General features: G+C 65.6%; 10 protein-coding genes. 7 read left to right on the forward strand and 3 right to left on the reverse strand.

The features are described from left to right. Positions 1-9: 9 nt before the first annotated feature. The gene (leuS, locus tag J2X62_RS08730; protein WP_310179752.1) at positions 10-2,832 is read right to left on the reverse strand and encodes a leucine--tRNA ligase; all 2,823 of its coding nucleotides are present in this window, start codon (positions 2,830-2,832) and stop codon (positions 10-12) included. Positions 2,833-2,900: 68 nt separating this feature from the next. On the opposite strand from leuS, the gene J2X62_RS08735 reads away from it, so the two are divergent. Genes J2X62_RS08735 through J2X62_RS08750 form a run of 4 tightly spaced genes read left to right on the forward strand, consistent with a single transcriptional unit; the run spans position 2,901 to position 6,688 of the window. Next, entirely contained in the window at positions 2,901-3,305 is a 405-nt protein-coding gene (locus tag J2X62_RS08735; RefSeq protein ID WP_027495026.1) for an SdpI family protein, read from the forward strand. A gap of 4 nt (positions 3,306-3,309) precedes the next feature. Then, positions 3,310-4,290 (forward strand): DUF1648 domain-containing protein, encoded by a 981-nt coding sequence (locus J2X62_RS08740; RefSeq protein ID WP_310179753.1) that lies wholly within the window; start codon positions 3,310-3,312, stop codon positions 4,288-4,290. Between the two features lie 8 nt (positions 4,291-4,298). Continuing rightward, positions 4,299-5,294, forward strand: a complete 996-nt coding sequence (locus J2X62_RS08745; RefSeq protein ID WP_094665885.1) for a bile acid:sodium symporter family protein — start codon at positions 4,299-4,301, stop codon at positions 5,292-5,294. A 32-nt stretch (positions 5,295-5,326) separates the two neighbouring features. Further along, positions 5,327-6,688 carry a glutamate decarboxylase gene (locus J2X62_RS08750; protein WP_094665886.1) on the forward strand — a complete coding sequence of 454 codons (1,362 nt, stop codon included), beginning with the start codon at positions 5,327-5,329 and terminating at the stop codon, positions 6,686-6,688. Positions 6,689-6,752: 64 nt separating this feature from the next. On the opposite strand, the gene J2X62_RS08755 is transcribed toward J2X62_RS08750, so the two are convergent. Continuing rightward, positions 6,753-7,370, reverse strand: coding sequence for a YqgE/AlgH family protein (locus J2X62_RS08755; RefSeq protein ID WP_032371389.1), 618 nt, complete (start codon positions 7,368-7,370; stop codon positions 6,753-6,755). Positions 7,371-7,424: 54 nt separating this feature from the next. Continuing rightward, a complete protein-coding gene (locus J2X62_RS08760; protein ID WP_057474596.1) occupies positions 7,425-8,114 on the reverse strand; it encodes a TetR/AcrR family transcriptional regulator in 690 nt (229 codons plus the stop codon). 117 nt (positions 8,115-8,231) lie between these two features. Between J2X62_RS08760 and J2X62_RS08765 the strand changes: the two genes are divergently transcribed. From J2X62_RS08765 to J2X62_RS08775, 3 genes are read left to right on the forward strand one after another with little or no spacing between them, the layout of a single operon-like run. Then, positions 8,232-9,164, forward strand: coding sequence for an NAD-dependent epimerase/dehydratase family protein (locus tag J2X62_RS08765; RefSeq protein WP_222097938.1), 933 nt, complete (start codon positions 8,232-8,234; stop codon positions 9,162-9,164). Between the two features lie 24 nt (positions 9,165-9,188). Then, positions 9,189-10,475, forward strand: coding sequence for an MFS transporter (locus J2X62_RS08770; RefSeq protein WP_032389443.1), 1,287 nt, complete (start codon positions 9,189-9,191; stop codon positions 10,473-10,475). A gap of 59 nt (positions 10,476-10,534) precedes the next feature. Beyond that, complete coding sequence (locus J2X62_RS08775) at positions 10,535-12,031, forward strand: DUF4185 domain-containing protein (RefSeq protein WP_310179758.1); 1,497 nt, start codon at positions 10,535-10,537, stop codon at positions 12,029-12,031. The last annotated feature ends 39 nt before the right edge of the window (positions 12,032-12,070 follow it).

The following is a 12,070-nucleotide window of genomic DNA, read 5'->3' on the forward strand; positions in this document are numbered from 1 at the left end:
AGGCGAGAGTTACTTCAGGACGATGTTCACCATGCGACCCGGGATCACGATGATCTTGGTCGGGGCCTTGCCGTCGAGCAGGGCCACGATTTTCTCGTCTTCCAATGCCGTCTTCTCGACGTCGTCCTTCGTTGCATCGGCGGGCACCGTGATGCGGCTGCGGACCTTGCCGTTGACCTGGATGGGGTAGTCGACGGTATCGGCGACCAACCACTTCTTCTCCACGCGCGGGAATGGCCCGTGCGCCAACGACTTCTCGTGTCCGAGCCTGCCCCACAAGTCCTCGGCGAGGTGCGGCGCCAAAGGAGCGAGCATCAGGATCAACGGCTCCACCACACCGCGTGGAGCACCGTCCGGGTACGCCTTGGTGATGTGGTTGGTCAGCTCGATCAACTTGGCACCGGCCGTATTGTCGCGCAGCGCAGCGTAATCCGCGTGCACACCGTCGATCACGCGGTTCAGTACCCGCAGGGTGTCCTCGGTGGGCTTGGCGTCGGTGACGCGAACCTCGCCGGTCACCTCGTCGAGCACCAGTCGCCACACGCGCTGCAGGAAACGCTGCGCGCCGACGACGTCCTTCGTCGCCCACGGGCGTGAGGTGTCCAGCGGACCCATCGACATCTCGTAGACACGCAGGGTGTCGGCACCGTACTCGGCGAAGATCTCGTCGGGTGAGACCGAGTTCTTCAGCGACTTACCCATTTTGCCGTACTCACGGTTGACGGGCTGGTCCTGATAGAAGTAGCCGCCGTCGCGTTCGACGACCTCGGCTGCAGGTACGTAGACCCCGCGGGAATCGGTGTACGCGTAGGCCTGGATGTAGCCCTGGTTGTACAGGCGTCGGTAGGGCTCGCTGGAGCTGACGTGACCCAGATCGAACAGCACCTTGTGCCAGAAGCGCGAGTACAGCAGGTGCAACACCGCATGCTCGACGCCACCGACGTAGAGATCCACTCCGCCCGGATCGTTGGGTCCGTGGATTTCGGGACGCGGCCCCACCCAGTACTTTTCGTTCTCCGGGTCTGCGAAGGCCTCGGAGTTGGTGGGGTCGACGTAGCGCAGCTGGTACCAGGAGCTGCCGGCCCACTGCGGCATCACGTTGGTGTCGCGGGTGTAGGTCTGCAGTCCGTCGCCCAGATCGAGTTCGACGTTGACCCACTCGTCGGCCTTGGCCAGCGGTGGGGACGGCTCGGAGCTGGCGTCGTCAGGATCGAACGACACCGGGGCGTAGTTCTCGATCTCGGGAAGTTCTACCGGCAGAGCAGAATCGGGCAGTCCGTGCGGGTTGCCTTCGGCGTCCCAGACGATCGGGAACGGCTCGCCCCAGTAGCGCTGGCGCGCGAAGAGCCAGTCGCGCAGCTTGTACTGAATTGTGCCGCGGCCCTTGTCTTCCGACTCCAGTCGGGAAATGACAGCGGCTTTGGCCTCGTCGACCGGTAGGCCGTCGAGGAAACCGGAGTTCACCAACTCACCGTCGCCGACGTAAGCCGCCTCGGTGACGTCGCCGCCGGAGATGACTTCGCGCACAGGCAGATCGAATGCCGTCGCGAACTCCCAGTCACGTGCGTCGTGGCCCGGAACGGCCATGATGGCGCCGGTGCCGTACCCGGTCAGCACGTAATCGGCGATGAACACCGGCACCTGCTCACCGTTGACCGGGTTCTCGGCGTACGCACCGATGAAGACGCCGGTCTTCTCCTTGTTCTCCTGCCGCTCGAGATCGGACTTCGCGGCGATCGACGCGCGGTATGCGGCAACGGCTTCGGCCGGTGTCGCGGCACCGCCGGTCCACTTGTCCGAAATTCCGGCCGGCCACTGCTCGGCCACCATGCCGTCGACCAGATCGTGCTCGGGCGCCAGCACCACGTAGGTGGCACCGAACAGTGTGTCCGGTCGAGTGGTGAACACCTCGATCCCGGAGAACGAGACCTGCGCACCGCGGGAGCGCCCGATCCAGTTGCGCTGCATGGTCTTGACCTTCTCGGGCCAATCCAGGTATTCGAGGTCGTCGACCAGCCGATCGGAGTACGCAGTGATGCGCATCATCCACTGGCGCAGGTTCTTTCGGAAGACCGGGAAGTTGCCGCGATCGCTACGTCCGTCGGCGGTGACCTCCTCGTTGGCCAGCACGGTACCCAGACCAGGGCACCAGTTGACCATCGAGTTCGACTCGTACACCAAACGGAAGCCGTCGATCACCTCGCGGCGTTCACCGACGGTCAGCGACTCCCAGGAGCGGCCGTCGTCCAAGGTCCGCTCACCCGAGGCGAATTCCGCCTCCAGCTCCGAGATGGGGCGCGCCTTGCCGAGCTCGTCGTCGAACCAAGCATTGAAGATCTGCAGAAAGATCCACTGCGTCCAGTGGTAGAAGTCGACATCCGTCGTCGCCAGGGACCGTCGACGATCGTGCCCGAGACCCAGGCGACGCAACTGGCGTCGCATGTTGACGATGTTGTCCTCGGTGGTGCTGCGCGGATGCGTACCCGTCTGCACGGCGTACTGCTCGGCGGGCAGTCCGAAGGCGTCGTAGCCCAGTGCGTGCAGCACGTTGCGTCCCTGCATGCGGTGGTACCGCGCGAAGACATCGGTGGCGATGTAGCCCAAGGGGTGCCCGACATGCAGGCCGCTGCCCGACGGATACGGGAACATGTCCTGGACGAAGAGCTTGTCCTTCGGGACGTCTCCGGCGAGCGCTCCGACCGGGTTGGGCGCGTCGAAGGTGCCCTGCGATTCCCACAGGTCCTGCCACTGCCCCTCGATGCGCCCGGCGAGTTCGGCTGTGTAGCGGTACTCGGGAACGGACTCGGTGGATGCTTCAACGGAATCGGTCACACCTACCAGCCTAAAGTGTGACGCGGCCCGCCTGGTACCAGGACCTCGCTGCGCCGTATCCTGGCCAGGTGGTCATCGTCTCGGTTGTGTTGTTCGTGCTCGCCCTCGTCGTCGGGGCTGTCGCTGCCCTGTCGCTGCTCGGCCGGCTCCCGCGCAATCGTTTCGCCGGTGTCCGTACCCCCGAGGCAATGCGCGACGACGAGACGTTCGTCCTCGCGAACCGTGTCGCCGGCCCGACCACAGCCGCATCTGCGCTGGTACTGGCCATCGGCGGCGTAGCCGCACTCGCACTGAGCGGCATCGCAGCGGTCGTCGGAGTGGTCGTTGCCCTCGCTGCAGCGCTGTTCATCGCCGCAGCCGGCGGATCCATCGGTGCCCGCGCAGCCGCGGCAGTGCCGGCACCCGCCGAGGCCGACGGATGCGGACAATCGTGCATCTCGTGCAGCCTCAAGGACGCCTGCCAGCCGAGCTGAGCGCATGAAACAGAAGAGTCTGCGCACCTTCGATCCGGCCGGAGTCGTCTTCGGCGTCGTCCTCCCGCTCGCGGTTGCCGCTCTCTGCCTCGTCCTGGCCTATCTGTGGGAAGGTCGCCTGCCGGACCAGGTGGCGACTCACTTCAGCGGAACCCAGCCGGACGACTTCTCCAATCCGCTCGCCAACGCCTGGACCGTCGCCATCGTCATCGTGTTGGTCGGCGGCGGTGTGAGCGCGGTTGCCGCCCTGGCCCGAGTGCTGCTGATCATGCGTCGGACGATGCTGATCATCGGGCTCACCGTCGTCGGGACGATCGGAGTGCTGGAGATCGCGACCCTCGCACGCGAACTCGACCTACCCACCGAGCAGAGCGTCACCATTCCCGGCTGGGCCATCGCCGTCGGTACCGTTGCCGGGTTCGCCATCGGACTGTTCGGAGCGACGCGCCTGCGGGATCACCGCGAACGCGTCGTCGCCACCGCACCCCTGCACACCGACCTACCTCGGTGCGGCCTCGAACTGCCGCTGGTGATTCCCGTCGGAGCCAGCCGCGTCGCCGCAGTCACGGTGATCGCGCTGTCTGCGGCCGGAGCCGGCGTGACGTGCTACCTCTCGAATTCGCCGTGGCCGATCTTTCTGTTCGTTCCGCTGACCATCCTGATCCTGTCCCTACTGCGATTCACCGTGCACATCGACAGCGACGGCCTCTACGTCTCGAGCCTGGGAATGGCGGCATTCGATTACGACATCGCCGAGATCACCGGTGCCTCGGTGCGGACGGTGAACCCGGCCAAGGACTTCGGCGGGTGGGGTCTTCGAGCGAAGGGCCGCGGCAACTACGCCGTCGCCACCGAAGCCGGGCCGGCGGCATTCGTCACCTTCGCCAACGGTGATCGACTGACCATCGGAACCGCAGCCGCCGACACGATCGCGGGAACGCTCAACACCCTCACCGACCGTGCCCGCACCACCACTGCGGACTGAGTGGCCGAGTGAAAGCGTTGCGGGACACCGTCCTGGATCCCTTCCTGCTGAGCATCTTCGCGGTCGCCGCGCTGGCGAGCATCTTCCCCGCGTCGGGAACCGCCGAGGACGTTCTCGGCTGGGTGACACGCGTCGCCATCGGGCTGCTGTTTCTCATCTACGGCGCGCGACTGTCCCCACGTGACGCCTGGGAAGGCGTCAAACACTGGCGCTTGCACTCGGTGATCCTGGCGTCGACGTACCTGCTGTTCCCCGCGCTCGGCCTGGCCCTGAGGGTCCTCGAACCGAGTCTGCTCAGCGAGGACCTCTACACCGGAGTGCTGTTCCTCTGCCTGGTGCCCTCGACCGTCCAATCCTCGATCGCCTTCACCTCCATCGCCCGAGGCAACGTGGCCGGTGCCGTGGTGAGCGCGTCGTTCTCCAACATCCTCGGTGTGTTCGTCACCCCGCTGCTGGTGCTCGCGCTGATGACCACCACGGGCTCGGCGAGCATCGATCCCAGCTCGATCCTCGACATCGTTGCGCAGCTGCTGCTCCCGTTCGCCGTCGGTCAGCTGCTCCGACCCTGGGTGACGGGCTGGCTGACCCGCCACAGCGCGTCGACGAAGCTCGTCGACCGGGGATCGATTCTGCTGGTCGTCTTCTCCGCCTTCAGCGCGTCGATGAACCAACACGTGTGGTCCTCGGTCGCCCTGTGGCGCATCGGCATCGTCGTCGCCGTGTGCATCCTGCTGCTCGCCCTCGTTCTGACGATCACCTGGTACGCAGGCAAGTCGTTCGGTTTCTCGCTCGAGGATCGTCTGGTGCTGCTGTTCTGCGGATCCAAGAAGAGCTTGGCGAGCGGACTGCCGATGGCCGCTGTGCTTTTCGTCGGCCAACCCATCGGGTTGATCGTCCTGCCGCTGTTGCTGTTCCATCAGATCCAGCTGATGGTGTGCACCGTCATCGCTCAGCATTTCGCGCGTCGACCGGAACCGAGCCCGGCGGCGGTCGTCGCGGACTAGGTTGGGTGTCAGTCGAGCAATCGGAGAAGACAATGCCCAGGAAACTGCACACGGACGGCGTCGTCTCTGCCGCCTACACCGGCCGGCTCGCCACCGATCCTGTACCCGCACTGCGACTCCCCGAGAATCAACTCGACCCCGACGCCGCCTACCGCTACATCCACGACGAACTGATGCTCGACGGCAGCTCACGCCTCAACCTGGCGACGTTCGTGACCACCTGGATGGATCCGCAGGCCGAGAAACTGATGGCGGAAACGTTCGACAAGAACATGATCGACAAGGACGAGTACCCGTCCACCGCGGCCATCGAAGAACGCTGCGTCAACATCGTCGCAGATCTGTTCCACGCACCCGGCCTCGACCGCGAGGACCCGTCATCGGCCACCGGCGTCTCGACCATCGGCTCCAGTGAAGCAGTCATGTTGGCGGGGTTGGCGCTCAAGTGGCGCTGGCGGGCGAAGGGCGCCGGGACAGGAACCCCGAACCTGGTGTTGGGCAGCAATGTCCAGGTGGTGTGGGAGAAATTCTGTCGCTACTTCGACGTCGAACCCAAGTACCTGCCCGTCGAACGCGGGCGCTACGTCATCACCCCGGAGCAGGTTCGGGACGCGGTGGACGAGAACACCATCGGCGTCGTGGCGATTCTCGGCACCACGTTCACCGGTGAACTCGAACCGGTACAGGAAATCTGCGCCGTCCTCGACGAGATCGCCGGCGGCGGTGGACCCGACGTACCGGTTCACGTCGACGCGGCCAGCGGTGGGTTCGTCGTACCGTTTCTGTACCCGGAGCACGAATGGGACTTCCGTCTGCCTCGGGTCAAGTCCATCAACGCCAGCGGACACAAGTACGGATTGACCTATCCGGGAATCGGATTCGCCATCTGGCGGACCAAGGAAGACTTGCCCGAGGATCTCGTGTTCCGCGTGAACTACCTCGGCGGAGACATGCCCACCTTCACGCTGAACTTCTCGAGGCCGGGCAATCAGGTCATCGGCCAGTACTACAATTTTCTGCGCCTGGGACGGTCCGGCTACACCGACATCATGAAAGCACTGCGCGACACCGCAGTTCGCGTCAGCACTCATCTCGCGGGACATCCCGACATCGACGTGATCACCGACGGATCGGCCATCCCGGTCCTGTCGTTCATGTTGAAAGAGAACTGCGAGTTCACCGTGTTCGACGTGTCCCACGAACTGCGCGCCCGCGGCTGGCAGGTGCCGGCGTACACGATGCCCGACAACGCCACCGACGTCGCCGTACTCAGAATCGTCGTCCGCGAGGGCTTCAGCGCAGACCTCGGCCGCATGCTGTGCATCGCCATCGACGAGGTGATCGACGGTCTGAAATCAGGCGGACACTCGACCGCGCGGGCTTTTTCGCACTAGTGCCTGCGGCAGTGGTGCGGTTAGGTGCCCTGGGCGGCACTCAACCACACCACTGCCGTAGGCACTAATTCCGTTCGACGTCGATCGGGTGGGACGCCAACAGCGCCAACGGCATCGGCTGACGACGTAGAACCTGCGCCCACAGGTCGACGCGCGGCGGACCGATCACATCGGAAGCCAAGGCCGACAACACGATCCAGTCTTCTCGGTCCAGTTCACCTTCGAGCTGCCCGAACGTCCACCCCGAGTACCCGGCGAAGATGCGCACACCCTCCACGTACGGCGCGATGTCTGCGGGGTCGGAATCCAGATCGACCATCACCACCCGGCCGTCGACTCGGCGCAGACCGGCGACCCCGTCGATCGACGCGCCGGTGCGCAGCGTGGCCAGACACAGTGCCGAATCGCGTTTGACCGGACCACCGACGTACAGGGCCCGCGGCTTGGCGGCGAGCTCGGACCAATCGGGCAGCACGTTCTGCACCGCGGTCTCACTGGGGCGGTTGATCACGACGCCGAGACTGCCCGCGTCGTTGTGTTCGATGATGTAGATGACGGTGCGCCGAAACGTGGGCTCCACGAGTTCGATGGACGACACCAGCAGACTGCCGGGACGAACATCGTGCAGTGCCGACGCCGTCCGGTCCTCGGGTTCCTCCGCATGCGCTGCCACATCAGCCATTGTGGCACCGCACACCGCCGGATGTGGCACAAGCACGACGGCCAGTCCTCGGTCCTACTCGAGCCCGGCAATCTTCGTCAGAATCCCCAACTGGAACTCGAACAACGCGTCCCGGTCGGCAAACGTCGTCGCGCCGTACTGATCGAACACGTCGAAATTGATCGCGCCGAACAGTGACGCCCACACCATCACGCCCAATGCGATGAGCTCGTCGGGCAGGTCCATGTCCATCTGGGCGCGGATGTCCTCGAAACTTGCGTGCAGCGACGCCAACTCGGTAGGTGCCGATTCGATGTCCGGGCGACGGATGTCCCAGGCCGACTGCAGGACCGCGACCAATGTGGTGATCACCCGGGTCCCCGGGCCGGTGGTCTGTTCGGCGGGCGCGTGGTAACCGGGTACGGGGCTGCCGAAGAGCAGCGCGTACCGGGCCGGCTCTCGCAGTCCCCATCGACGCACCGCCCGGCTCAACGCCCGGAATTGGTCGGCAGGGCCGTCCGCGGCGTCGACGGCCGCGTCGACCTCGTCGCCCAGCTCGGAATACGCGTCGACGACGAGCAACGTCAGTAGTTCGTCCCGGCTCGAGACGTAGCGATAGACCGCCGAGGAGACGACGCCCAGATCTCGGGCGACCGCGCGTAGCGACAGGGCCGCAGCACCGTCTGCGGCCAGGTGCTCGCGTCCGATGCGGGTGATGTCGCTCAGAGTCTGGGCGCGGGCTCGGGTACGCGGAGTGCTCGCCATGCTCGCTACTGTAACTGCCGCTCTTTTCCGAGAGCACTGCTCTTGCTTTTCTCCGAGCAGAGGTGCACACTCGACACATCAGAGAGCACCGCTCTCGTTTACCGAAACGGAGTAGCCATGTCAGAACTTCACGTCGTCACCGGTGCCGGACCCGTCGGCTGGACGATCGCCGAACAGCTTGCTGCACAGGGACATACGGTGCGGATCCTGACTCGATCCGGCAGCGGGCCACAGCATCCGAACATCGAACGGCGATCGGTCGACATCGAGTCCGACGACCTCCGAGCGCACGTCGACGGAGCAACCGCCATCTATCACTGCACCCACGCCGCCTACGAGAACACGGTGTGGCGCGACAAGCTCGAGGCGATGGAACGACGTGTGCTCGACGCGGCCGCGGGCACGGTCGTCGTGTTCCCCGAAAGTCTCTACGCCTACGGCCGGGTCGACGGGCCCATCCGCGAGGACTCACCCAGAAATGCCACGTTCCGCAAGCTGGGTGTGCGCACCGAACTCCTGGCCGCACGCGACGCTCACTCGACCCCCACCGTCAGCATCGCGGCATCCGACTTCTACGGCCCACGGGTGCTCGTCTCGCACATGGGAGAACGTGTGGTCGCCAATGTGCTCGCCGGTAAGACCATTCGGGTGATCGGGGCCGCGAACCTACCCCATTCCTTCACGTACGTGCCGGATTTCGCAGCCGCGATGATCGTCGCGGCCGCACGACCGTCCACGTGGAACACCGTCCTGCATGCACCGACCGCCCCCGCGGTGACTCAGCGGGAGATGATCGAGATGTATTCCGCTGCAGCGCACTTGCCGACCCCGAAGATCGGTGTCGTGCCGGCTTGGGTCATGCGAGCACTGGGGCTCGTTTCCGGTCCGATGAAAGAGCTGGGGGACACCCTGTACCAGTTCCGCTACCCCTACATCCTCGATTCGAGCCGCAGCGAGCGCGTTCTCGGCCTCGAGCCCACCCCGCTCGCCGACGGCACAGCCGCCACGATCGCGTGGTGGAAGGCAGACAAGCCCGCCGTATCGGTGTGACCGACGCGGGATAGAGTCCCGTCGGTGAACGACGCCTCCTTTCGTACCCGCCTACGTGAGTCCCCGGGCGTCGGCAAGCTCACCACCGTTCGTTTCGCCGGCCAGTTCGGTGATGGATTGTTCCAAGCCGCATTGAGCGGTGCCATCCTGTTCAATCCCGAACGCGCCACCAACCCCGCCGAGATCGCCGCCGGTTTCGCTGTTCTGCTCGTGCCCTACTCTTTGGTGGGCCCGTTCGCAGGTGCGCTGTTGGACCGCTGGGATCGTCGATCGGTTCTGTTGTGGGCCAATATCGTTCGCATCGTTCTCATCACCGCTACCGCCGGGCTTCTGTGTGCCGGGGTCGACGCCACGCCGCTGCTGCTGTTGGCTCTGGCCACCGTCGGGCTCAGTCGGTTCGTCCTGGCGGGCGCGTCGGCATCCTTGCCGCATGTGGTGCGGCAATCGTGGCTGGTGCCGATGAACTCGGTACTGGCCACCGTCGGCTCCGGTTTCGCGGCGGCCGGTGCGGGACTGGCGGTCGCAGTGATCGGTGCCGTCGGAGCGGGGGATCTCGGCTCGGGTGTCGCCGTGGGGCTGGCCGCGACCGGCTCGGTGGTCGGTGCTGTTGCGGCCGGACGGTTCGCGCCGCGGTCTCTCGGTCCCGATACGGACGATCGGCCCGGCAACCCGCTGAAAGATGTTGCCGCCGGCCTGAAATCGGGTGCCCTGGCGGTGTGGCGGTCGCCGGGCGTGACCACCGCGATGATCGGCATCGGGGCACACCGCATCGTGTTCGGCATCAACACCCTCATCATGGTGCTGGTGCTGCGGGAGAGCACGCAGAGTTCCCTGCCCGGCGGCCTCGCCGGCTTCGGCATTGCCGTCGGAGCCACGGCCACCGGAATGTTCCTCGCCGCCGTCATCGCGCCGTTCGCCGTCCCGCGGTTCGGCCGCACCCGCACCATCGCCACGGCCCTCGTCCTGGCCATCGCCGCTCAGGTCGGTGCCGTCTCCGGCCTCACCCAGACCAGTCTGCTGCTCGGAGCTTTTCTCCTCGGGATCGCCGGGCAGACCGTCAAACTCAGTGGGGACGCCGCCATGCAGATCGAGATCGACGACGCGCATCGCGGACGAGTCTTCGCGTTGCAGGACACCGTGTTCAACGTCGCGTTCGTCGGCGCCCTCGCCGCGGCCGCATTCGCCGTCGGCCCCGACGCCACGGAGCTGAGCCAGGATCCCACTGCGCACGCGCTGGTGTTCGTCGGAGCAGGAATCTACGCCGTCGGCTTCGTCGCAGCGGTACTCAACACGAGGCGCGCACCGCGCTGACGTGGTGTATCTTCCCGTATCGGACCGCTAGGTTTCGTCGGACAACACGGGGGCACCGCATGCATGGCCGCACGACGTCGCTCGGCTGCATCATCGCGGTTGCCGCAGGTACAGCCGTTCTTTCCGCACCCCCCGCGTACGCGGCCCCGCCGCCGCCGGTGAATTCCTGTGGAGAAACCGGATTCGACCCCAAGGACTACCCACCAGAGCCCGTCGGGCCCGGAAATCCGCCGCAGCTGCCGCCGTTGCCGGATCGTGTGGTGATCCCCGTGCCGTATCCGTCGATCGAACTCGTGCCGGTGCCCGACCCGCCGCCGAACAACACCCGTGTCCAGGCCGAGCCGTCGGCCGACCCGTGCGCGGACCCCTGCCCCGACCTCACCGACGCCACGGAGTCGCCCACCACCGGCTCGGCAGACCATCTCCCGTTCCCTCGCATCGAGATCGACCCGCAGCCCGAGACCCTTCCCATCCCGATTCCCGGCCCCGGTGGAACTCCGGGAACCCCGCCGCCGGCACCCGCCGTGACCGCGGCGGAGTCCGGGCCGACGACGGTACCGCCGGTGGCACCGGCCCTCGGACACGTCGAGGTGGTCTCGCAGCTGACCGGACCGGGATCGGAGAACCGCACCGACAAGCGCTGGCAGGTCGACGGCACCGACCTCGGCATCATGTGGGAGAGCAAACCGGGCGAGGTCGCCGTCGTTTTCGGCGATTCCTTCGGCAAGGGTTGGGAATTCGGTGTGGTCGGCGGAGACGATTGGCGGTCGAACGTACTGGGACACAGCACCGACACCGACCTGTCCGACGGTATGACCCTGGACTCGATGGTGCAGGATTCCCGCTGTCACGCAGCCGAATTACTACCCTCGCGCAAGATCAAGAATTGGGAGACCACCGTCATCCCCACGTCCGGGTTCGCGATCGACGACCGGCAGTACATGTCGTACATGTCCATCCGGCGGTGGAGCACGATCCCCGGCATGTGGTGGACCAACTACGGCGGCATCGCCTATTCCGACGACAACGGTTCCACCTGGGTCAAGGACGAGCATGCCAAGTGGGACAACGTCTTCGGGTTCTCCAAGTTCCAGGTGTCGACGATGGTCCCGGCGGGGGAGTACGTGTACATGTTCGGCACCGTCAACGGTCGCGCCGGCCAGGTCGGCCTGGCACGCGTCCCGAAAGCGGACGTACTGAACAAGACCGCCTACCAGTACTGGGTGAACGGCACCTGGGCTCCCGTCGGATCGAACGAAGCCACCCCCATCGCCGACGGTATGGCCGGGGAACTGTCGGTTCATCACGACGACGCCCGAGGCCTCTGGCGGATGACGTATCTGGATCCGTTACGCGGCGATATCGTTCTGCGCGAAGCAAATTCACCGCAGGGCGAGTGGACCGCCCCGAGCACCCTGATCGATACCGCCGAGTACCCCAAGACCTACGGCGGCTTCATTCATCCGTGGTCGACGGCGAACGAGCTGTACTTCACCGTCTCGGAGTGGGACAGCTACAACGTCTATCTCGTCAAGGCCGAGCTTCGCTCGTCGTGAGTGGAAACTCGTAGTGGGCTACGAAGTTCCGCGCACGTG

Origin of the sequence: Rhodococcus sp. 3258 (genome assembly GCF_031456475.1) — a bacterium.
Lineage (GTDB): Bacteria > Actinomycetota > Actinomycetes > Mycobacteriales > Mycobacteriaceae > Rhodococcoides > Rhodococcoides fascians.